Source organism: Metabacillus bambusae (assembly GCF_017497975.1).
GTDB lineage: Bacteria > Bacillota > Bacilli > Bacillales > Bacillaceae > Metabacillus > Metabacillus bambusae.
In genome coordinates this window covers 1-23,586 of the sequence record NZ_JAGDEL010000009.1, presented here as the reverse complement: position 1 = coordinate 23,586, position 23,586 = coordinate 1, and the positions used below count along the sequence as shown (strand labels likewise).

Genomic DNA, 23,586 nt, shown 5'->3' with positions numbered 1-23,586 from the left:
GTATTTTGGTAATTAAACGATCATTAATTATTATTTTTTCAGTGATTAAACAACTTAATATACATATGAGTTGAAGGGAGATCTATTCGTGAAACTGTATCAAGTAAGAAAAGGACAATTTGTCTATTATAACAATGAGTTACACAAGGTATATGGGGTGAAACCGATTTATAAAAAATCCGTTCATCTTATAAGATTGAGGGATTTAACACAGCATTTAACCCAGGCTGTAAGCGTTGAAAGATACAAACCAAAGGAGTTTGACAGCTTTATTTTTAATCATAAAGCTTATACGCTCAAAAAAGAGCGAAAAGCTAAAGAAGGAGATTATATTTTAATTCATAATCCAATGCCCGATTCCCTGGACACTTATTCGTTAAATGAAATTGAAGTGGTTGAAGAAGTTGATAAACACGGGGTCATCACTAGTAATTCTCACGGGGTCAAGCATAATGAATATCTATTAATGGTACCCGGTCGCGCTACTGACTGCCACCCGATTGATTATCAAAATACTGAAAACGTTGAAACTCAAAACTTAGATGACATTGGGTTCAACAATTTTAATACTCCTAACAGTGAACTATTGCCAACCCTAGGGGATGTATACAAAAAGATTAACAGTGATACATCATTTGAAGCAATGGTGGTTGCAACTACTAACCAGACTGTTATCCTTGGAAGTGGTTTAGAGTTAACACTGGAAGAGTTGATGAACAAAGATAAGTGGGAATTTTTATATAATCTCCTTGATAAGTGATTGTCCCCTTTCCATGCTTGAAATCAATACCTTTTGATAACATTTTTAAAACTTATTTATCTTACATCAAACTTTACTAGGAGGTTTCTATGGATAGCAAAAAAAATAAAGGAAAAAGTGTTTTTATTATCTCTTTATTACTTACTCTTATTTTTATTTTTTGGGGAGTCTTTTTTACTGATAATCTCACCAAAGTTACCAATACCATTTATAATGGTTCGATTGATTATCTTGGATGGGTATATCTAGGTGCCACCCTATTCTTTGTAGTATTCTCCATATATTTACTTTTTTCTAAATACGGTGATATTCGACTAGGTAAAAAAACAGACCGACCTGATTTTAATACAGCATCTTGGCTTGCCATGCTGTTTGGTGCTGGTATGGGGATTGGAATTGTGTACTGGAGTGTTGCTGAACCTGTAACTCACTATACATCTCCTCCCTATGGAGAACCCTATACAATTGACGCAGCCAATACTGCAATGAAATATACATTCTTTCATTGGGGCCTAGACCCTTGGGCCATTTATACTGTAATCGGTTTAGCACTTGCCTTTTTTCAATATAACAAAAAGCTGCCTGCAGCGATTAGTTCGGCGTTCCAACCGATACTTGGAGATAGAATTTACGGACCGATAGGAAAAACAATTGATGTACTGTCGATCTTCGCAACAGTCTTTGGTATCGCAACATCCTTAGGCCTTGGTGCTATGCAGGTTACTGCAGGAATGCATGACATATTCGGCGTTCCCAATGAGTTATTTGTACAGTTGATAGTCATTGCTGTAGCAACTGTCCTTTTTATCACCTCAATCAATACAGGCTTAGAGAAAGGAATCCAATACCTATCTAATGCTGCAATGATCTTATCTTTTGCCATCATGTTGCTGATTTTGGTTGTCGGTCCTACCATGACTATTATTAAGGTCTTCTTCAATACCACCGGGATTTATCTTAGTGACTTTATACATATGAGTTTAAGGTTAAGGCCCTTTGGTGAAGGGGAATGGATTGCATCATGGACTTTATTTTATTGGGCATGGTGGATTGCATGGGCACCTTTCGTCGGTATGTTCATAGCCCGGGTTTCCAAAGGAAGAACAGTCAGGGAGTTTGTTATTGGCGTGTTGGTTGTTCCTACACTCGGAACATGTCTCTGGATGTCCATATTTGGGGGCTCAGCGCTTGATATTGTTCAAAACACGGGTAACAATGATCTGGCAAAATATATTACCGAGAACGTATCATTGTCTATCTTTACATTCTTTGATTATCTTCCATTAAGTTCTGTGTTAAGTATTTTGGGGTTTGCTGTCGTAGCCATTTATTATATAACTGTTGCCGATACAGCTACCTTTGTGTTGGGGATGCTAAGTGAAGGTGGAACATTAAATCCTTCAAATAAAATTAAAATGACATGGGGTGTCATTCAATCTGCTTTGGCTGCTGTATTGCTTTTAGCTGGCGGTTTGAATGTATTGCAAACAGCTTCCATCGCCGCCGCTCTACCTTTTGCCATTATCATGGTCATCATGTGCTTCTCCTTACTGAAAGGTTTAAAAAGTGAAGTCGAAGTACAAAAAGGGACTAAAAGAAGCATTCATCATTCTTAAAAGTTTATTAAAACAAAAAATCTTCCTGATTGTGTCATTAATCAGGGAGTTTTTGATTTGTACCTATAAGTTTACAGCTGAGTCTGTTTTGGACGATTTAAAACGTTTCTCCCTGATATTGCAAAATGAAGTTATACACCTTTATAAGGCATTATTAAATAGACTACGCAATTCAAAGGCGTCCATCTTTGCTAGATACAAAACAAAACGTTCATAGATTATGTATGTTTATCTTACTTTAAAAGAAGTAACTGTTTTTGATTTCTTAGCTACATTGGCAAATTCCTTTAGTAATTTCTTATCGATTCCCTGGAGACTATTTTTCTTTTCCTTCTTTTTAGACGCCATATGTCTTCTCTCCCATTCGGTTCATGGTTTGTATTTCTATTAGTTTATACAAAAACTTATTGGTTTAAACGTTCTATCACTTCTCTCTATTGAATAGACTTGCAATATAACAAATTGGTATTTTTATAAAAGGAATAAATAGAATAGATTTAAGCAATCGTTCGGAAGATTTTTAAGCTGAAGGTAGAAAAGAACGAGAATTTAATTATGTTAATTTAGAAGGAAGGGAAATAATATGAGTAAGTCCTATACTGATCAAAGGTTATATACAATATATGAAGAAGAACTTAATGAATTAACATATAATCCTACTGGACTTTTTGACAAACTACTACATCATGTATTACGAAAGTTTACTCAAACTATTGATCTTAAATACACATTTACTGTTCCTGTTTCAGACTTTCTTCGAGGCGAGCTTTTTTGTGAGGATGTTTCTGTAGTGATTGGAAAACCATTTACACAAACAAATTTAATCAGTATTCTTTTGGATGATTTTCTTTACCAAGCACAACATAAATGGAATCTATATGACTTATACCGCGATTTACACTCAGGCATTCAACACCCCATCGAAATCTTTCATTACAGTGGAGAGCGTGAAATTCTACATATCAATCATGAGACACAAAGAAACAAGGAAATAGACTGTACAATCAATAGAAAAAAAGCGCTAAGGCTTGAAGTCATACTAAGTGATTTAGCAAACTTAGAACCAGAAATAACATTCAGTGTAAATGATGTCTTACAATTCATATATTGTCATTTTATTCAAAAATACAAAGAAGGCACATTAACGAATGAGTTAAAAAGAATCGTAAAAAGATTAGCTTAAAAAAACACCTTCTTTGGAACTGCTAGTGAACCATACCGTTCGACCTGCTCCAAGGCCCCCAGCTACACCAACGCCCTGAATATCTCGGAAGAATTTCCCACGTTCTCTTTCAGCGACGGAGCAAAGTGGGAGAGGTTCTTATCAAGCAAATCTATCATTTCAGGTGTTGCACCCTTTTGAGGACAGAAAATTGCTGAAGCGTAGAAAAAGCTTCCGTGCGGCAATCATCCCGCTTCAGAATCTTAATCAACAGTAGTAGCATAATGTCAGTAATTTTAGAATAAAACCTTCTTTCAGACGGTCATTATCCATGCACAGTATAAATTCTCCATAAAAAAGAACAGCAGGTTTTCCTACTGTCTTGAAATTAACATTTGTCTATTAAAATTATAACGGTCACATAAAGTTAATAAAAGAAGCAAAGATAAAATAACGATTTGGAATTTGCAGTAATTATAATTTGTCTAGCCATTCCTTATCTATTACTATTTCCACTCTCTGTTTTATATTCTAATTGCGGTTTGTTTTTCTAGAAAAACACTTTAATAGTTTAAATATAGGGTGTTATGTTACTTTCTTCCTTACATACTATCCGCTCAGTATTTTTAGGACTTGGTTCCTCTCGTCCCTTCTAAGTTAACGGATAAAGTATTTATATTATAATTGTTCACCATTCGTTTGAATTACTTGTTTATACCACTCAAATGAATCCTTCTTATATCGTTTCATTGATCCGTTTCCTTCATTATCACGGTCAACATAGATCATACCATAGCGCTTTTTCATTTCACCTGTTGTAAATGAAACGATATCGATAATTCCCCATGGCGTGTAACCAATTAAATCAACACCATCGTAAGTTACTGCTTTTGCTAATGCTTCAATATGTGATTTTAAATATTGAATTCTTTCTGGATCATGGATTGAGCCATCCTCTTCTAATACATCCACTGCACCAAAGCCATTTTCTACGATAAACAATGGAACTTGATAACGATCATAGAAACGATTTAATGTATACCTTAATCCAGTTGGATCAATCGCCCAGCCCCAATCACTGGATTTGATATATGGATTTTCGATACCATTAGGCAATCCGCCATTCACAATATCTCCCGTATTATCATTTTTAACATCGCTTTTAACGGTTGTAGACATATAATAACTAAAGCCTAGATAATCAACGGTTCCATTTCTTAATATTTCTTCATCACCGTCTTCGAACTTGATATTATACCCTTCTCTTTCAAATTCTTTTAAAGCATAGCTTGGATAAAAACCGCGTACCTGGACATCAGGGAAGAAATATCGCTGTCTCATTTCTTCTTCCGCTAACATGACATCTTCCGGATTAGAGGAATAAGGATAAATAGGTACATGTGAAACCATTGCCCCAATTTGGAACTCAGGGTTGATTTCTTTTCCTTTTGTAACAGCTAATGCACTAGCAAGAAGTTCATGGTGTGCAGTTTGGTACATGACTTCCTTGGCATTTTCATTTTCCCCTACCAGAACACCCGAATTTGTCCATAAGAACAAGGGATTATTAACATCCATTTGGTTATTGATTTCGTTAAACGTCATCCAGTATTTCACTTTATCTTTATATCGATTGAAACAAACCTCAGCAAATTTCGCGAAAAAGTCTACTAATTTTCTATTTCTAAATCCGCCATATTCTCTTGCAAGGTGTAACGGTAATTCAAAGTGAGATAATGTAATAACTGGCTCAATTCCATACTTCAGCAATTCATCAAACACATTATCATAGAACTGCAATCCTTCTTCATTAGGTTCAGCCTCATCACCTTTTGGGAAAATTCTGCTCCAACCAATTGATGTTCTTAAACATTTTAAGCCCATTTCCGCAAATAAAGCGATATCTTCTTTATATCTATGATAGAAATCAATTGCCTCATGGTTCGGATAGAATTTACCCTCATCGATTGTTTCAGTGATTTCTCTCGGTACTCCATGTGCACCTGCTGTCATGACGTCAACTACACTTGGTCCTTTACCACCTTGATTCCAACCACCTTCAAATTGGTGGGCAGCCAAAGCACCGCCCCATAGGAAATCCTTTGAAATTTTTGTCATATCTTATTCCTCCTCAACTTACTAACGTAAATAATTTTTGATGTAATGAACTATCTTTAATATCTTCGATGATAATATCCTGATAAGCATGTGAGTTCGTTATGATAACAGGGGTAATTGTTTGTAAACCCTTATTCTGAATAAATACTTTATCAAATTCGACAAGCACATCACCTTTTTTGATTTTAGCCCCATCTTCTACCTTCAGGTTAAAAGGTCTTCCATCTAAAGTGACCGTATCTAATCCAATGTGTACAAGTAATTCGATACCAGATGTCGAACGAAGTCCGATCGCATGCTTTGTAGGTGCAACCATTACAATTGTTCCATCAAACGGAGCGTATAATTTATTGTCAGATGGCTCGATCGCTACCCCTTTACCCATAGCACCTGAGCTAAAAACCTCATCAGGAACCTCTGAAAGTGGTATTACCTTACCATTAAAAGGAGAATCTACTGTTTCTTCAGTGCTCTTAGCATAAGAAGGTGTTTCATTTTGACCGTCTAAATCAGCATTACCTACTTCTTTTGCTTTATCGTCACCAAAACCAAAAATCTGGATTAATACCACAGGTAGAATAATAGCAATGGCAGCCCCTATTAAAATTCCCCATATAGACAATGGGTAGTCTGAATTAATACCGTTTACAATTGTCAATGGACCAGGTAAACCTGCATATGCAAAGTAAAAAGGGTTAAAGAAACTTGCCACAATGGCACCAATAGCACCTGAAATACAACCGAAGATAAACGGTTTCTTGAATCTTAATGTCACCCCATAAATCGCGGGCTCTGTAATACCAAACAATCCCGTTACACCTGCGGAGATACTTACTTTCCGTATTTCTTGACTCTTAGCTTTTAAAATAACACCAAGTACGGCACCAACCTGTGCAATGACCGCAATCGTTTGATACGCTTGAAACGAATCTCTACCGTATAAATCATAGTTTGCTAGTACCATAGGCGTGATTCCCCAGTGCACTCCAAAAATTACCAACACTTGCCATAAAGCTCCAATGATTGCTCCAGCCAAAGCAGGTACATTTTCTGCTAAAAAATTATATCCATTAGCAACTCCATTAGCCCCCATTGTTGATAGAGGACCAATAACTAAGATCGTTAAAGGTACCATGATTAACATACATAAAAATGGAACAAACAACGGTCTAATTACTTCGTTCATTCTCTTGTTTAAAAACCTTTCAAGATAAGACAAGAACCAAACTAAAAATAATGGCGGTAAAACAGATGAAGTATATACTGTTTCACTTAAAGGTAAACCAAGAAATGAAATGCTACTTCCCGATGAAATCTGTGCTGCCATTTCCGCCCAAGTTGGACTAACTAATGCCGCACAACAAGCAACCGCGATATATGTGTTTGTTTTAAAATGATTTGATGCTGTAATTGCAATAAAAATCGGCAAAAAGGTAAATGGTGCCCAAGATATAAAACTTAAAACTTGGTAAGTCCCTGTTTCTGCAAAGCTATCAAACAATAAATTAATTATTATTAACGCACCCTGTAAAATACCGGCTGCAGCTAAAATGTAGACAAATGGTGCAAAGACTGCAGACATCGTTGCAATAACCCGGTTTAAAATCGTTCCTTTGTTTTCAACTTGTTCATCAGAAGTATCAAGATTTACTAAACCTGCAAACTTCTCAAAAACTTCTCCTACGTGCTGGCCTATGACTACTTGAAATTGACCGCCGTTTTCAACAACTGTTATAACTCCAGGCATTGAAGCTACTGCTTGTTTTGCCTTTGGATTTGATCGCTTAAGTACTAATCTAAGTCTAGTTGCACAGCGGGTTGCTCCAATAACATTCTCTTCCCCGCCAACTGCCTCCAAAATGTCTTTTGCTAACTTAGAATAATCTCTAACTTTTCCTGACATTTTAAGCCCTCCCTAATTCATAATACGCTTTCATTATAATTGTACCGGTATAATTTATCAAGACATAAATAATATATTTGTTATGTTATAATTTTTTTAGTAGCTTTGTGCTATAATAATCACAATGAATCGAGTAAATAAACTAGTGAGGAATAGATATGTTAAAGTACCAAGAAATCGCAAAAGAAATTGAAAAGTATATTGAGGATCATAAACTTCAACAAGGTGAAAAGCTGCCAGTATTAGAAACATTAATGGCTCAATTTGAGGTGAGCAAAAGTACCATTACTAAATCTTTAGATTTATTAGAGAGAAAAGGGGTCGTATTCCAAGTAAGAGGCAGTGGAATATTTGTAAGAAGGCATAAAAGAAAAGGCTATATAAGCTTGCTTTCTAATCAAGGATTTAAAAAGGATCTTGAGGATTTTCATGTAACCTCAAATGTCATCGAATTAGATGTGAGAAAGCCAACACAAGAAGCGGCTGATAATTTAAATATTACACTTGATGATGATGTTTATTATGTGAAGAGACTTCGATATATTAATGGGCAAACGTTATGCTTTGAAGAATCCTTTTATAATAAAGCAATCATTACGTATTTGAATAAAGAAATTGTTTCTGAATCCATATTTAATTACATTAGAGAAGGATTAGGCTTAAAGGTCGGCTTTTCAGATATGTTCCTTCATGTTGATAAACTTAATGAGGAAGAGGCAATATATTTAGGCTTGGCTAATGGATCACCTAAATTTTACGTTGAAAGCATCTTCCATTTAACCAATGGACAGCCATTCGATTTCTCTAAAGTTACTTATAACTATCAACAATCCCAGTTCTTTATCCAAGCAAATAGTCATTTATTATAAAAACAAAAACTTGGTTTCTTATTTTAAGAAATCAAGTTATTTTTGTATTTACATGTCGGAATATTCGGTTAACCATAAGCGTTAATATACAATCTTACACGTTAAGAGAAAGGAGGTTAATCATGATAGCCTTTTGGGGAGAAGTTGTTGGTACTGCAATTTTAATTTTTCTAGGAGGAAGTGTATGTGCTGGTGCAACTCTAAAAAAGTCATTTGCTTATGACGCTGGTTGGTTAGCGATTCAATTTGCATGGGGATTAGCGGTAACTTTAGCCATTTTTACTGTAGCGAAATACAGTGGCGCTCATTTAAATCCAGTAATAACTTTGGTCTTTGCATTTTCAGGAAATTTCCCTTGGGGACAAGTAATAGGCTACATAATCGCCCAGATTTTAGGCACTATGATTGGTGCAGCTGCGGTATACTTGCATTATTTACCTCATTGGGAAGAAACAAAGGATCAAAAAGCCATACTAGGTGTCTTCGCAACAAGTCCTGCTATTCAGCATACATTTGCCAATATTTTAAGTGAAATATTAGCAACCTTTATTCTAGTACTAGGGGTCCTATCAATTGGGGCTAATAAATTTACAGATGGCCTTTATCCATTAGCAGTTGGTGTTTTAATAATCACTCTAGGAATATCTTTAGGTGGATCAACAGGTGCTGCAATGAATCCAGCGCGTGATTTAGGACCAAGAATCATTCATTCTCTTCTACCTATTCCAGGTAAAGGAGATTCACAGTGGAGATATGCCTGGATACCGGTCATAGGTCCTACTCTTGGTGGATGCCTTGGTGGATTCTTCTATAATGGAGGGTTCCATGGAAAAATGATTTCACAATTGTTTATTACATTAGCATTAACTACCCTTGTATTATTTCTATCGTATCGTTTAGGAATAAAAAAGCAAAAACAAAAGCTTTTAAAAGCTGAGGTGGCATAAATAACTGATTTGTAAACAAATTAATGGTTGAATGGTTAAAAGGAGAATTCATGATTAACGAAAGAACAAAAGCACAAGCGCCTTGATCAGCCTAAGGCAAATAAGATGATTTAGAATAGAAGGCGTTCTTTGCCTTCAATTCTAAATTAGCTTATGACCTAGAGGGGCTAGGGCTGGAGCTGGATGTCGTGCGCTTAACCACAGTTCAAGAATTTTATAATTTCCTGGTAACGATAAAAAAGCACGTTTCTAATGACTAAGAAATTGTTCTTATCATGAGGAACGTGCTTTTATTTTTATTAAAATAAGGCTCTATTAAACTTGGTTGCTAATTTCCGCTGCAGGGAAAACTGCTAGTGAACAGTAAATGAGAGGGTTTCTAAAAAGGAATCTGTATAGGAAACCCTCTGACCAAGACTCTTTTATTTGGTTTCCCCTCAAACAAACATATTAAAACCTATGATACGGTTCTCCGATATAACTCTAAATGAGGTTTCCTCCTCTACTTTATATAATATCTAAAATACTCTTATTCGATTAGAAGCTTTTAATGTTTCTTTTTACCTGTCATTTCCATTAATTTAATAAAACTTTGTAAATCTACAAATATCGACAAATTCATCCTATTCTATTTAGTAGAATTGTAGTTAAAGTTTAATACTAACGTAAAATAACTGTAAACTTTTAATAAAGGGCCAAGGTTAAAGTCTAATGTTGTCAAAGGTGTGTATGGGGGGAATATTTTTGGAAAATGCTGTAGAACAATCAGTTATAGAAACTGATTACTCACGGAAAAAATCAGTTAAATGGTTTATAAATTGGAAGTTTATTACAACAACTATCATTATTGCACTCATATTAGTTACAATGAGCTATTATCAGGCATCCCATTTTAATACAGGTATTACGATTAATGGCGTAAAAGTAAATAGCCTGACTGCTGACCAGGCCCTAAAAAAGATACAAACATCAGTTTTAAAGAACGAAGTCTATGTTGGAAAACAACTAATTATAGATGGAAAAGATATGAAGATGGGATTTACTGCAAATGATCTGCCAGCAGTCAAAAAATTATTAAAAGGCCAGTGGACATTTTTTCCTTCTTTCAAGGAAAAAAATTATTCCTTAATGCCAAGCAAACATGACCAGTATCGTAGCGAAGTGCTGAAAACAGAACTAGAACAAAAACTCATCTCAATGAATCAAGATTTAAAAGCACCTAAAGATGCACAGGCATATCTGGAGGAAGGAAAAATTATCGTCTCAAAGAGTATTGATGGTAAACAATATGATGTTACAAGTCTATTAAAGGACTTCGAAAATCAGAGCTATACTAGTAAAATTCTTCTGAGCCCTGCATACCTACTCCCAATCAAGGAAGATAGCCAAATTGTAAAAAACGAAGAGAAAAGGTTACAAGAACTCCTTCAGCAAACCGTTGAATATAAGGTACAGGATCAAATTTATTCATTAAAGGCAAGCGAATTAATTAAAAGTGCTTCTGTGTCAAAGGATTTGAAAGTTTCAATAGACCCAGGCAATATTAAAAATAAAATTGCTGAAATTAATGAATCTCAATCCACATTAGGTAAAAATTTTAGCTTTAAGACCCATTCAGGTTCAGTCATTTCGGTTAAAGGACAGGGGTATGGCTGGGCACTTAATGTAGATAAAGAAACAGCACTGATTCAAGAAGCACTTGAAAAGGGAGAAAAATCGGTTTCTGCTTCAAATATTTACGGAAATGGCTGGAGCAATGAGGGTTATGGCTATGAAACAACAACAAACAATGGTATTGGTGATACTTATGCTGAAGTATCGATTGCAGAACAACGTATTTGGATCTACAGGGATGGAAAATTAGTAGTGACAACTAATGTTGTTACTGGAAAACATAGTACACAAGAGGATACATCAAAAGGAGTTTGGTATATCCTCTATAAACGAACACCATACACTCTAACGGGAAGTTCGTCAGGTAATCTCAATTATTCAATTGAGGTAGATTATTGGGCACCATTTACAAACAGTGGACAAGGCTTCCACGACGCTGGTTGGCGAAAAAACTGGGCAAGCAATGCCTATCTTACTGCAGGATCAGGTGGATGTGTCAACGTATCCCCTAGTGTAATGAAAACTGTGTATGATAATCTCAGTGTCTACCAGCCAGTTGTTGTCTATTAGAAAATAAAACTCAGGAATCGTAAATGATTCCTGAGTTTTTATTATTTATCTGTTGAAAACACACCGGATCTTTAAGTAATGCACACAATATCGTTTATAATTACTCTCTAAATAAGGTTTTAACATTCTTTGATCTCTCTTCTAGAAGAGAATTCAGCTAGTAGAATTATCTAACCAAACGATTTCAATCGAGTTATATCTTATTTGTTGTAACTTTGTCTTATTAATGTTTGGATAAAATAAGTATTGTATATATACAATAAGAAAGGCATATTATTTCATTTCCTAGTCTTAGATAGGCGTAATAAAGAAGGGCAGTGAAAGTGAATTATGGATACAGTTATCTATTTATTACTTACCATAGCTTACATTGTTCTATTTATACTAGGTATCCTTTTAGCTAAATATCACAGTTGGATTAACATTGGAAATGTCCTACTGATTGTTATTCTGGCTTTATTCTATGATAACGGGATTCTAGCATTCGGAAAATATTGGGGAGAAGGAGATTTACTTAGAGCATTAAACCAAACCCGGTATTGGTTGCATGCCCTTTTCACTCCCTTACTTGTACTATTTGCCTGGCATACCTTGGTGAATGCAAATCTACAATGGGCAAAAAAAAGAATAGTTCAATGGCTCGTTATAATATTAACCCTTTGTTTGATTATCATCGAACTCGTAACAGTGGTATGGGGCATCTCCTTAGAACCTATTTGGAAATATGGTGTCTTAAGCTATAAAAACGTAGGAAATGGTTCTCCCTTCATGATAATAGGTGTATCAATCATGTTATTAATCACATCGATTATTATTTGGTGGAAGCAAAAATGGCCATGGTATTTTGTTGGGACCTTGTTTTTAGGAATAACACCTATGATCCACTTATTTTTAAAGACCGATGCATTACATAATATATCTGAATTCTTATTAATGCTAGCACTCCTTGCTACAAACGCTTTTCAAGGTAGAAAAATGTAATGAAAAGTCAAAAAGGGTTACAAATACGGTTGTTCCGCTAGTAACCCTCTTTTTTTGAAAAACATTTAGGAAATTACTGCTCTTGTTGAGCTTTTCCCTATAATACAATTGATTTTTTGCCTATTATTTAACAGCTACACATCGAAATTATTTGACAGCTCTCATGGATGCCGCAATGTTTCTTGCTGTTCTTTCCATGTAATGTGCAGCATGTTCAAACGCATCTGGAAGTGTTACAATACCTGGAACTATGCTGAAAAGGGCATCAATTCCGTGTTCATACACTACATCGCTGTCCTCGGATAATGATCCCGCAAGTCCTATTACAGGCACACCATATTTTTTAGCTGCTTTTGCCACACCGATTGGAGTTTTCCCATAAATAGTTTGACTATCAATACGGCCTTCACCCGTGATAACAAGATCTGCATCTTTGACTACTTCTTCAAAGTTTACAGCATTCAGGACTATTTGGATCCCTCTTTTTAAGTCTGCGTTAAGAAAAGCCAGCAGACTTGCTCCAAGGCCACCAGCTGCACCGACACCCTCTATATCTCGAAAGGATTTCCCAAGTGCTCTTTCTGCGACGTCAGCAAAGTGAGACAGGTTCTTATCAAGCAAATCTATCATTTCAGGTGTGGCACCCTTTTGAGGACCGAAAATCGCTGAAGCACCTCTTGGTCCTGTTAAAGGATTATCCACGTCACAGGCCACTTCAATTTGAACATTTTTCAATCTGTCGTCTAGACCAGTCAAGTCTATTCTAACGATTTGTGAGAGTGCACCGCCTCCAGAAGCGATATCGTTTCCAAATTCATCAAGTAGTCTTCCCCCCAATGCCTGGACCATTCCGGCTCCCCCATCGTTTGTAGCACTGCCACCAAGCCCAATGATAATATGTTTTACACCAAAATCAAGTGCAGCTGATATTAATTCTCCTGTTCCTCTTGTCGAGGTGACTAACGGGTTTCTGTTTTTAACAGGTACAAGATGCAAACCTGATGCAGCAGCCATTTCTATAACAGCTGTTTTCCCGTCTCCAATTAATCCAAAGAATGCTTTAACTGGTTCACCCAAGGGGCCAGTTACGAACCGCTCCTCGATTTTGCCGTTTGTAGAATCTACGAGTGACTGTACGGTTCCCTCACCGCCATCTGCCATCGGCATTTTACTGTACACAGCATTTGGAAAAACCAATTTGAATCCTCTCTCAATTGCATTGGCAGCCTCCAGAGCCGATAAACTTTCCTTAAAAGAGTCCGGGGCAATTACAATTTTCATAGTTTTCCATCTCCTTTCTATTAATGGATATTTAAAAGTTCAATAAAACTAGCATAAGATTTGCTGACCCTATGTTCTTCACAGAATAAAAGTTTTCGGCTACGATATATCACACGACCGAACGTTAGCTTTTCTAGGACATCGTGATGTTTAATCGGGCTTCGTTAGCTGCTAGTTCTTTTTTTCTATTTTTTAGGCACGCACTTTTAACCAAAAAGCTTAAAGACTCCGAATATGATAGTTGAAATAATCGCAAGTGTTAAACCGACTAAAGACTCGTATGGCATCAATTTTAAGCGTTCCTTAATGTCCATATTGACACTTCCAGCTGTAGCGTGGAAAAAGCTTCCGTGCGGCAAGTGGTCTAGCACTGTTGCCCCAGCATGAATCATTGCTGCTCCAGCTAATGCTGATACACCCAATCCTAAAATCGTGCCACTGAAAACGCCGCTCGCTACTGCTGTACCAGCTGTTGTTGAAGCAGTTGCAGCTGACATGAAAATCCCAGACATAGGCGCCAATAAATAAGCTGGCAGACCTGAAGCACTTAACGAATTTATAATGATATCTTTCAAGGCAGAGTTAGCAATAATTCCGGCTAATGTTCCAGTACCTAATAGCATAATGGCTACGCCAGACATTTTGCTTAAACCAGAAACGGCATAATCATTGATTTTCCTTGTCTTTTTCATTGCAATAGCGCCAATGATTCCACCAACTGGCAGAGCAACCATCGGATCAATGTTGATATCAAATAATGGTCGCAATGAGAGCATTATAATCGTGACTAGCGGTGCAATCAATGCTGTTATGAAAATAGGAACCTCTGTATTATCCGTCATTTCGATATCTTTGCTTATCACTGCAGAGCCTTTATTTACAAGCTTTTTCGCAAAGAAATACGTAACAGCCAGTCCGAAAATGGCCGGGATAATTCCTGCAACCATAATGGATGTTAGCGGAACGCCAAATGCGTCAGAAGCAGCAATAGCATTCGGGTTCGGTGACATAATATTCCCTGCTTTACCGCCCCCAATCATCGCTAGTAAAATAGCAGTTTTTGAAAGATGTGCACGTTTAGCAATTGCCAAAGCAATCGGTGATACGGTAATAACAGCTACGTCTACGAACACCCCAACCGCTGTTAAGATCATCGTAGCAATAGATAATGCCAGCAACGCACGTGTTTCCCCAAATTTTTTGACAATCGTTTCCGCAATCGACGAGGCAGCTCCTGATTCAATCAAGACTCCGGCCAGGATACCCGCAGCCATAATTCGCAATACTGACGGAATGATTCCTTTGGCCCCTTCCATCATTAAGGTAACTGTATTTGTAATATCCACGCCGCCAATCAATCCGCCGATTAAAGCTCCAGCAACCATCCCATATGCTGGCGGCACTTTTTTTAAGATTAGTATAATCGCAATGATTAAGGCACTAATAGCCCCTAAAGCGCTTACGGTAACATCCATGCTGATTCCCCCTACAGTGCTTGTTTTGTTATGTCTACATTGTAAGCGTTTACTGATCTGATTACATTATGAAAGGTGATAAAATATTAGTACAAAAACTTATATTAATTGTGCATATGCACAATCAGCTAATGTCATGCAATAGCTTTGCCATATACAATTCAATTAAGTCCTTTATATTTCTCGGGTCTTTGTTTGTCAATTCTCTAATTTTTTCAAGGCGGTACCTTAGGGTATTTCGATGGATAAACAAGCTATCTGCAATCTTGTTCAATTCTCCACCCTCCCTTATATAGGCTTCCAGTGTATGGATCAGCTCTCCCTTCTTACCTTGATCTAGCAGCTTATGGTAATAGGAAAAAGCACTTTTGTCCTCCTCATCCTGTGCCAATTTTGCCAGCGTTACTTCTAATTGGTAATCCTCGTAATGATAGAAGCTCGCGTCAGGCAATAGCTTACTTCCTACCATAATTGCTCTTTTAGCCTGATAGAATGAAGATTTTAATTCTTTTATGTTTCCGGCCAGACTTCCACTTCCGATAAGGACCTTGCCGCCTGATACTTTTAGCAATCGCTTTAAGAATGGGGTTAACTCCCCTTTGGACTCTTTTACAGCTACTGCTTTAAGAATAACTATTTCATTATTAAAAGTAATACCGATTAAGTCAGTCTTACCAACTTCATATTGAACAGACCTAATTAGTTTTTGATTTGAGATTTCCGTATAATCTGATTTTTCTATGACAATAACAATTCTAGGATGTTCTAAATTAATCCCAAGAAATCCGGCACGTTCTTTTATTGATTCCTCATTCAATCCTTCTTCTGAAATAAGCTGATTCACAATCTCACTTTGGAGCATTTGCTTCCATTGCACCCTCTCCAGCAAAAATGACTGCTCCAAAACTAGTTCTGCTGCCATTTTTACAAGCTGGGCATAATTCCGGATTTGCTCTGGCTCCCCTGTAATACCCACAACACCAACAATTTGATTACTAAAGCGTATAGGTAAATTGATTCCAGGTCTAGAACCCTTCATTCTCACAGCCCTAGAACTATCTATTTCAACACTTTCTCCTTTTTTAAGGACGAGAAGAGCACCAGCATGGAGCTGATTAATCCTTTCGCTGTCTCCCGATCCTATGATAACCCCCTCATCATTCATTACATTTATATTTCTATTTAAAATTTTCATTGTACGCTCAACAATTTCTTGAGCAAGTTCATAGGTTATAAATTGCATGCTTGTTTACCTGCCTTCCTGCTCTTTTCATTAAAAATTTATCATAGTAAAGATGAACAATAAATGAAGCGCGCTAAGAAATGGGGGAAATATTTAGAGGTAAGTGAAAAAGATTGTAAACTAATTTCAGAAAAAATGGCGGATGTTAAAGGAGATTAGAAAGTTTTAATCTCCTTTTAACTTGTTGAGATATTCTCTATCGACTATTAATTCCACCCTGCTTCACCACGTGATACGATTCTCCGTATTATATCTAAGTAAGGTTTATTTCAAGATCACTTGAATTAGCGCTCGTAAAATAGAAATATCAGAACTCAAAAAATATACATCTTTTACTCTGCTAATATATCGTACTTTTTAAGGATTGAAAAATCTTTCCACTTTATGCTATTATTTATTTTGAAAACGGTTTCAAATTAACTTTTTACAATCTCCCTATTTGTGATGTATATATGACATGAAAATCATTTTTTAACTCCATGTTAGCTATGAAATATTTACAAACTATAAGAACCCCTACTTCACTATGTCGACTATCTATTTTCTTGGTCATAGGCATACCTATTACTTCAAATTTTTTACTTCTAAGTTATTATCATCCCTTTTAGTTTTGAAACTTTAAAAATGAAATGGGTTTCATTCTATGTTCATTCTCTTGAAAATGATATTCATACCTTAAAAGATAAATATTTTCGTTGATATATTTTATATACTTTCCTCACCAATAAAACCAAGTTAACTATATTCCCTTTTCCCTAAGGAGGTGGTAAATAAAAATTACTGAAAGTACTCTAGGTCGTCTAGTTTTTATGTTAAAAAGAGTAGTTGAAAGGAGAAAATAATGACAAAAAATAAGAAATTAAAATTCTCATTGGCTCTATCACTAAGTTTTTTATTATTTGGCTCAACGGTTAGTAATGCAAAAGAAAACAATTTAGCAGTTCCAAATAGCGATACCGCTCAAGAAATTGATATAAATGTAGAAAAAAAGTATCAGGAAATTGATGGATTCGGCGCTTCTGGTGCTTGGGCTTTAGACCCAATTGGTTCCGAATGGTCAGAAGAAAACAAAAACAAAGTAGCTGATTTACTATTCTCACAAGATAAAGGAATTGGTTTATCGCTATGGCGTTTTAATATTGGCGCAGGTAGTGAAGTGACAGATAAAGAAATTATTACAGATCGCTTTAGGAGAACAGAAAGTTTTAAAACAGCAGAAAATGAACCTTATGATTGGGATAAACAAGCTGGTCAGCAATGGTTTCTCAAAGCTGCAAAAGAACGTGGTGTTGAAGAATTTATTGCATTTGTGAATAGTCCGCCTGTATGGATGACAAAGAATGGACATGGGCAACCTGATCCTAGTGTAGGTAGCACAAATCTAAAAGAAGAAAAGATTGATGAATATGCAAAATTTTTAGCTGATGTATTAGAACATTTTGATCAAGAACAATTGCCGTTTAACTATATAAGTCCGATTAATGAGCCTACATGGGATTGGAACTACGCGGGGCAAGAAGGAAATCGTTACAATATAGAAGATATGAAAAAAGTAATAAGAGTTTTAAATAATGAACTAAAAAACCGAGACCTTGAAACTGAAATTGACGCACCAGAAGCTGTAGAATATACATCATTACTTGATGACGATATATACTCTGAATTTACAGGAAGCGATAGCCAGTATAGTAGTGGAAATGCTAGCGGTACATATCCAGGAAAGTACCGAGAATACATTAAGGAATTCTTAGGGGACCCTGAAATCAGTGAGATGATCGGAAACAAAATAAGTGCACATGCATATTGGTCTGATTATTTTTCAGGAGAGGATCGACTAATTCCGTTAAGAAAATCCGTACGGGAAAATATAAATCGATATAATACTAATGCAAAAATTTGGATGTCAGAGTACTGTATTTTGGGAGGTCATGGGCATGGTCGAGACCTATCGATACAGACTGCTCTTGATGTTGCTCGAGTCATTCATTATGACATGGTGGAAACACAAGCCTCAGCATGGCAATGGTGGTTATCTGTGTCTCCATATGATTACAAGGATGGTTTGATCTATACGGATTACTTAAAGCAAGGGGATGAAGAAACAATCATCGAATCTAAGTTACTATGGGCATTAGGTAATTACAGTCGGTTTGTTAGACCAGGGGCATATAGAGTTGACTTACAAGGAGCTAACGATAAGGATGGCCTAATGGGTTCAGCGTATTATCATGAGGAAGATACCCAGCTCTCTATTGTACTTGTAAATAACAGTAATGAAACAAAACCGGTGAATGTTAATGTAGATGATCTACCAGGAAATAGAGGAGCTATACAATTCAAACCATATGTGACTTCTGAAAACTATGACCTAGAACAACTAAACTTGTTCCCTGCCAATAAAACATTTAATGTACCACCTAGATCTGTCGTCACATTAGTAGCTCAATAATATAAATAGGTCAGACCAAAAAATTTTGCACCTTCACAAATATACATGAAGAATGCCGATTAAGAATTAAATAAATCCGGCATTCTTTTTATAATTTACTTTAGTGGCTCGGTACACCTTACTTTATCCATTTATTATTGAAAAAATGAGAAAAAAGACGGTTCAGTATTTGTGCCAATGTAGATTGAACACCTTGAAAATGTCCATTATACTCAGTACGAAATGTAGTTATTAAATCTTAATTATTGAGCAAAAAGTTTATATTGCGATTTAATCTAAAACGGCCACTTTAATTTGTTGAAGTGGCCGTTTTTTTTCATTATTCAGTGAAGTAATATTTCTATGAGGTATACCAACCTACTATTAAAGAGATTTTATTAAAGCTTATTTCCTCATGTTACACCCGAAAAACAGAAGGCTATCCTTCATTCATTTATTTATTAGAATAATTGTAAATAGAGGGAATTAACCAGCCTACCCCCAAAATCTTATAATGACTTTCTAAGCTTTTGTTGATAGTCACTTTTTGTCGAAAATATCTGTACGCCAAAAGTTCGACGTTTAGGATAACTTCCAGTTAACGATCCTATGGATTTTATACAGATTTTATTCTGTATAAAATGTATCTATTAAAATATATTTATACATTTTTAGACACTACAATTATGAGGGGGAGTTTTAGTGAATCTAGTTTTTAGGTGGCTTGTCAGATCATTGTTTGCACCTGTCACTGGAAATGCCGGAGCGGTAGCAAGTACACTTGGTTTTTTTCTGGCCTTTTTACCTTTAGATAGTTTAAGAATTCCATTATTGCTTGCTTTTTCACTTTTATTGCGTCTTAATATCATCGCCTTATTCCTTGGAACGTTGATTACAGTTTTTATTCCAAACATTCGTCAATTACCATCCTTGGATTTACGTGTATTGGAAGATTACTGGTTATCATCTGCCCTAATAACTAAAGTCCAATCTTCACAAGTCATTTCATCAGGTGTCTTCGGAGGCTTGGTTGGATTGGTCTGCTATTTTTTCTTCCACTGGTTTTACAATTTAGGGCTTAAAAAAAGGGAGCGAAATCAAGAACATGTTTTTCTTGATCCTGCAAAAAGACGCTGGACCATTATTAAACGAATGAGTGTGGGCTTTACTGTTTTAATTATTTTAGTATCAACTATTTTTATTGAAAGCCTTAATACTAACGCAGTATTTCCTGAGCTGCAATTGAATAATAAAAGCACAGCAAAGAGTGAGATCGAACCGATTAATACAATCTTCAGTGAAGAAGAGCTTGCCTCACAGGTTTCAAAAACAAGTCCTTCTCCTCTTATTCAAAAGAATATGGGTCAATTGAACCAAAAACAAATTGTGAGCAAACAAGAAGTGTTTGGTTTTTACGTAAATTGGGACGAAAACAGTAAAACTTCTTTCAAAAAAAATATAGACTCTATTACAACATTAGTGCCTGAGTGGCTGCAGCTTACTCCTAGCCTTACCCTTAAAACAAGTACGGACAGTTCTATTGTTGCTGAAGCAAAAGCACATGATATAAAGATTCTTCCATCAGTTACTAATTTTATTAATAATAAATGGGATGGCGATGCACTGCACCGATTATTTACTACTCCCGGCGCTGAAGATCTTTTTATTAAAAATATGCTGGCTTATGTAAGAACAAATGACTTTGACGGGATTAACATCGACTTCGAAGAGATCCATCAAAATGATAAAGATCATCTCACTCATTTTATGGACAAAGTTAATGTAGCATTTCATCAACATGATCTCATGGTCACACTGGATGTCCCTCCGAAGAACAATAGTTTTAACTATGCCTCTTTAGCAGCTAGCGTTGACCGCATGATTGTCATGTTATATGACGAGCACCACTCCATGAGTAATCCTGGACCTGTTGCTTCATCTAATTGGGTAAAAGAGAGCTTAACCCAGCTTAATATTCCATCCGAGAAATTGATTGTGAGTTTAGGAAGCTATGGTTACGATTGGGAAGAAAACTCCAGCAAACCTGCAGCTTCGATGACATTCGAGGATATCATGGATTTGGGAAGTGGAACCAGCCTCCAGATCCATTGGAATAAACCAGTAGGCAACCCTTATTTGCGATATAAAAAAAACGGAAGAAACCATATTGTTTGGTTTTTAGACGGTGCTACATTTTATAATCAAATGAAATTAGCGATAGATAGCGGCTCAAAAGGAATAGCGGTTTGGCGTCTTGGTTCTGAAGATCCTTCTATCTGGAATTTCATAAATAAACCAAAGGAAATCGACAAGCCATCCAATGCCCTTAATACCTTGGCCAGTTCTAATCCTGTTCAATATACAGGTGCTGGAGAGATTTTGAAAATAGTTTCTAAATCAGAAAAAGGGAAAAGAACGATTCAATTGGATTCACATGGGATGATCCAAAACGAAACCTATGTTAAATTACCAAAGCCATTTGAGGTGGCTCGGTATGGCAAACCTAAAACGAAGGAAGTCGTCCTTTCCTTTGATGACGGACCGGATCAAACCTATACACCACAAATACTGGACATTTTGGACAAGAATAATATTAAAGGAACCTTCTTTATTATTGGAGAGAATGCCTTGCTGCATCCAAAACTGGTTAAACGGATGTATAAAGAAGGCCATGAAATTGGCAACCATACATTTTCCCATTCTGATGTTGCATCCATGACACCACTTCAAACTAGGATAGAGCTAAATGCATCTCAGCGTTTATTTCAAGAAATAACCGGTCATTCAATGACCCTATTCCGCCCACCGTATGTGGCCGATGCGGAGCCGAGCACAAAGAACGAACTGGTCCCTATATTAAGAGCACAGGACATGGGTTATACCATGGTCGGTGAGTTCATTGACTCTGACGATTGGAAAAAACTTTCCAGTGATGAAATTGTGAATCGGGTATTAGATCAGCTACCAAATGGAAATGTGATTTTGCTTCACGATGGTGGCGGTGACCGCTCGAACACTGTAAAGGCCTTGCCTATTATTATTAATGAGCTTAAAAAGCGCGGCTACACATTTACCACTATTGCTGACCTAATTGGAAAAAGCGATACACAGATTATGCCCCCTGCTGATCAGGACAGCCCTTATTTGGTCTATGACAAGGCTGTATTCAAGGTTATGCAAGGCTGGCACTTTGGATTAAGCATTCTGTTCTACTCAGCCATCCTTTTAGGAATTTTGCGGCTGGCTATTTTCGTTTTCCTTTCTAGAAAACAGGTAAAAAGTTATAAAGAGACCCAAATCGACCCTGAGTTCACACCCTTTGTCAGTGTCGTTATTGCTGCCTATAACGAGGAAAAAGTTATTTGCAAAACACTTAATTCTATTTTATCTAGCAATTACCCGGCTTTTGAGATACTGATTATCGATGATGGATCAACGGATGATACTGCCGCTGTGGTTCAAAAAGCTTATGCAAACCATCCTCTCATCAGACTAATTAAAAAAAATAATGGTGGAAAATCTTCCGCTGTTAATCTTGGTTTTAAAGAAGCAAAGGGTGAAATCGTGGTTGCTCTTGACGCTGATACACTCATCGCCGAAAATGCCATCTCATTGCTCGTTAACCATTTTAAAAATGAAAATATTGCGGCCGTTTCAGGTAATGTAAAGGTCGGCAATAAGGGGAACCTCCTTACAAAATGGCAGCATATCGAATATGTTACAGGCTTTAACCTAGAGAGAAGGGCCTTTGCAGCCCTCAATTGCATTACGGTTGTACCAGGTGCAATCGGTGCATGGAGAAAGACGGCGGTAGAAGAAGCAGGATACTTTAAAGAGGATACACTGGCAGAGGATACCGATATCACTCTTACTCTTTTACGCAATGGGAAAAAGATTGAATTTGAAGAAAAGGCTTATGCCTATACAGAAGTGCCGGAAGATATTAAAAGTCTGGTAAAACAGCGCTACCGATGGGTCTATGGTACGTTACAATGCTTATGGAAGCATCGTGAGGCTTTATTCAATAAAAAACATAACTCATTAGGATATATCGCCCTTCCAAATATGTGGCTTTTCCAATATATTTATCAAACAATATCGCCTATTGCAGATATATTGTTCATTATCGCCCTTTTTAACACACACCCTGAAAAAGCAGCTATTGGATTTATTCTTTTTTACTTGTTGGATTTCCTTGCTTCTTTATATGCGTTTCGATTGGAAAAAGAAAGTCCTAAACCACTAGGTTCATTATTTCTACAACGAATCTTGTACAAACAGCTTATGACTTATGTGGTAATAAAGTCCCTTTTCTCAGCAATAAAGGGAGTAACCGTTGGTTGGAATAAACTAAAACGAAAAGGTAATGTAACTCAAGAAACCTCTATTGTAAAGGTTAAGGAAACTATTTAATGGAATCTTCACACAGGTCTTTCCCATCGGGAAGACCTTTTTTATATTAAATCATAATAGAAAAAGGATCACCTTCTTTTTGGTCTTATCCCCGTCAAGTAGACAATTAATAAAAGGTTCACTTATTAGGCAGCCTTAGCTCTATATTCAGTAGGGCTAAGGTTATTTAATTTTTTTTGAAAACGTTTATTGTTATAAAACTTAAT

At 36.4% G+C, this 23,586-nt stretch carries 16 protein-coding genes; 9 read left to right on the top strand and 7 right to left on the bottom strand.

Going from position 1 to position 23,586, the window contains the following annotated elements; genetic code table 11:
* Positions 1-88: 88 nt before the first annotated feature.
* The 3 genes from I7822_RS13255 (at position 89) to I7822_RS13245 (ending at position 3,559) form a co-directional block, all read left to right on the top strand.
* Positions 89-760: a hypothetical protein gene (locus I7822_RS13255; RefSeq protein ID WP_207978868.1), complete on the top strand. Its 672-nt coding sequence runs from the start codon at positions 89-91 to the stop codon at positions 758-760.
* Positions 761-849: 89 nt separating this feature from the next.
* Positions 850-2,376, top strand: coding sequence for a glycine betaine uptake BCCT transporter (locus I7822_RS13250; RefSeq protein ID WP_207978866.1), 1,527 nt, complete (start codon positions 850-852; stop codon positions 2,374-2,376).
* 583 nt (positions 2,377-2,959) lie between these two features.
* Entirely contained in the window at positions 2,960-3,559 is a 600-nt protein-coding gene (locus I7822_RS13245) for a hypothetical protein (RefSeq protein ID WP_207978864.1), read from the top strand.
* Positions 3,560-3,621: 62 nt separating this feature from the next.
* Here the strand turns inward: I7822_RS13245 and I7822_RS30675 are convergent, their stop codons facing one another.
* The 3 genes from I7822_RS30675 to I7822_RS13230 all read right to left on the bottom strand — a co-directional run bounded on the left by I7822_RS30675 (position 3,622) and on the right by I7822_RS13230 (position 7,559).
* Positions 3,622-3,717, bottom strand: coding sequence for a hypothetical protein (locus I7822_RS30675; protein ID WP_372442156.1), 96 nt, complete (start codon positions 3,715-3,717; stop codon positions 3,622-3,624).
* Between the two features lie 499 nt (positions 3,718-4,216).
* Positions 4,217-5,656 (bottom strand): 6-phospho-beta-glucosidase BglA, encoded by a 1,440-nt coding sequence (bglA, locus tag I7822_RS13235; RefSeq protein ID WP_207978862.1) that lies wholly within the window; start codon positions 5,654-5,656, stop codon positions 4,217-4,219.
* A gap of 13 nt (positions 5,657-5,669) precedes the next feature.
* On the bottom strand, positions 5,670-7,559 hold the full coding sequence (locus I7822_RS13230; RefSeq protein ID WP_207978855.1) for a beta-glucoside-specific PTS transporter subunit IIABC: 1,890 nt from the start codon (positions 7,557-7,559) through the stop codon (positions 5,670-5,672).
* Positions 7,560-7,717: 158 nt separating this feature from the next.
* Here I7822_RS13230 and I7822_RS13225 point away from each other — a divergent pair, with 158 nt between their 5' ends.
* From I7822_RS13225 to I7822_RS13210, 4 genes are all read left to right on the top strand, one after another.
* Positions 7,718-8,428: a GntR family transcriptional regulator gene (locus I7822_RS13225; protein WP_207978853.1), complete on the top strand. Its 711-nt coding sequence runs from the start codon at positions 7,718-7,720 to the stop codon at positions 8,426-8,428.
* Positions 8,429-8,550: 122 nt separating this feature from the next.
* Positions 8,551-9,375 carry an MIP/aquaporin family protein gene (locus I7822_RS13220; RefSeq protein ID WP_207978852.1) on the top strand — a complete coding sequence of 275 codons (825 nt, stop codon included), beginning with the start codon at positions 8,551-8,553 and terminating at the stop codon, positions 9,373-9,375.
* A gap of 729 nt (positions 9,376-10,104) precedes the next feature.
* On the top strand, positions 10,105-11,559 hold the full coding sequence (locus tag I7822_RS13215) for a L,D-transpeptidase family protein (protein ID WP_207978849.1): 1,455 nt from the start codon (positions 10,105-10,107) through the stop codon (positions 11,557-11,559).
* A 330-nt stretch (positions 11,560-11,889) separates the two neighbouring features.
* On the top strand, positions 11,890-12,540 hold the full coding sequence (locus I7822_RS13210) for a hypothetical protein (RefSeq protein WP_207978838.1): 651 nt from the start codon (positions 11,890-11,892) through the stop codon (positions 12,538-12,540).
* A gap of 147 nt (positions 12,541-12,687) precedes the next feature.
* Here the strand turns inward: I7822_RS13210 and I7822_RS13205 are convergent, their stop codons facing one another.
* The 3 genes from I7822_RS13205 to I7822_RS13195 form a co-directional block, all read right to left on the bottom strand.
* Positions 12,688-13,821: a glycerate kinase gene (locus I7822_RS13205; protein ID WP_207978837.1), complete on the bottom strand. Its 1,134-nt coding sequence runs from the start codon at positions 13,819-13,821 to the stop codon at positions 12,688-12,690.
* A 206-nt stretch (positions 13,822-14,027) separates the two neighbouring features.
* Positions 14,028-15,296, bottom strand: coding sequence for a GntP family permease (locus I7822_RS13200; RefSeq protein ID WP_207978836.1), 1,269 nt, complete (start codon positions 15,294-15,296; stop codon positions 14,028-14,030).
* 124 nt (positions 15,297-15,420) lie between these two features.
* Positions 15,421-16,539 carry a CdaR family transcriptional regulator gene (locus I7822_RS13195; RefSeq protein ID WP_207978834.1) on the bottom strand — a complete coding sequence of 373 codons (1,119 nt, stop codon included), beginning with the start codon at positions 16,537-16,539 and terminating at the stop codon, positions 15,421-15,423.
* A gap of 841 nt (positions 16,540-17,380) precedes the next feature.
* Between I7822_RS13195 and I7822_RS13190 the strand changes: the two genes are divergently transcribed.
* On the top strand, positions 17,381-18,988 hold the full coding sequence (locus I7822_RS13190; protein WP_207978833.1) for a glycoside hydrolase: 1,608 nt from the start codon (positions 17,381-17,383) through the stop codon (positions 18,986-18,988).
* A gap of 1,014 nt (positions 18,989-20,002) precedes the next feature.
* Complete coding sequence (locus I7822_RS13185; RefSeq protein WP_207979160.1) at positions 20,003-23,380, top strand: trifunctional glycoside hydrolase family 18/polysaccharide deacetylase/glycosyltransferase family 2 protein; 3,378 nt, start codon at positions 20,003-20,005, stop codon at positions 23,378-23,380.
* 125 nt (positions 23,381-23,505) lie between these two features.
* Here I7822_RS13185 and I7822_RS30670 read toward each other — a convergent pair whose 3' ends face one another.
* Entirely contained in the window at positions 23,506-23,586 is an 81-nt protein-coding gene (locus I7822_RS30670) for an IS3 family transposase (RefSeq protein ID WP_372442159.1), read from the bottom strand.

Excerpts from the sequence above, each read along its gene's own strand:
- I7822_RS13190 (WP_207978833.1), top strand. The coding sequence starts at position 17,381 with ATGACAAAAAATAAGAAATTAAAATTCTCATTGGCTCTATCACTAAGT.
- I7822_RS13215 (WP_207978849.1), top strand. The coding sequence starts at position 10,105 with ATGGGGGGAATATTTTTGGAAAATGCTGTAGAACAATCAGTTATAGAA.
- I7822_RS13200 (WP_207978836.1), bottom strand. The coding sequence starts at position 15,296 with ATGGATGTTACCGTAAGCGCTTTAGGGGCTATTAGTGCCTTAATCATT.
- I7822_RS30675 (WP_372442156.1), bottom strand. The coding sequence starts at position 3,717 with ATGATAGATTTGCTTGATAAGAACCTCTCCCACTTTGCTCCGTCGCTG.
- I7822_RS13245 (WP_207978864.1), top strand. The coding sequence starts at position 2,960 with ATGAGTAAGTCCTATACTGATCAAAGGTTATATACAATATATGAAGAA.
- bglA (WP_207978862.1), bottom strand. The coding sequence starts at position 5,656 with ATGACAAAAATTTCAAAGGATTTCCTATGGGGCGGTGCTTTGGCTGCC.
- I7822_RS13205 (WP_207978837.1), bottom strand. The coding sequence starts at position 13,821 with ATGAAAATTGTAATTGCCCCGGACTCTTTTAAGGAAAGTTTATCGGCT.
- I7822_RS13230 (WP_207978855.1), bottom strand. The coding sequence starts at position 7,559 with ATGTCAGGAAAAGTTAGAGATTATTCTAAGTTAGCAAAAGACATTTTG.
- I7822_RS13220 (WP_207978852.1), top strand. The coding sequence starts at position 8,551 with ATGATAGCCTTTTGGGGAGAAGTTGTTGGTACTGCAATTTTAATTTTT.
- I7822_RS13195 (WP_207978834.1), bottom strand. The coding sequence starts at position 16,539 with ATGCAATTTATAACCTATGAACTTGCTCAAGAAATTGTTGAGCGTACA.
- I7822_RS13225 (WP_207978853.1), top strand. The coding sequence starts at position 7,718 with ATGTTAAAGTACCAAGAAATCGCAAAAGAAATTGAAAAGTATATTGAG.
- I7822_RS13250 (WP_207978866.1), top strand. The coding sequence starts at position 850 with ATGGATAGCAAAAAAAATAAAGGAAAAAGTGTTTTTATTATCTCTTTA.
- I7822_RS13210 (WP_207978838.1), top strand. The coding sequence starts at position 11,890 with ATGGATACAGTTATCTATTTATTACTTACCATAGCTTACATTGTTCTA.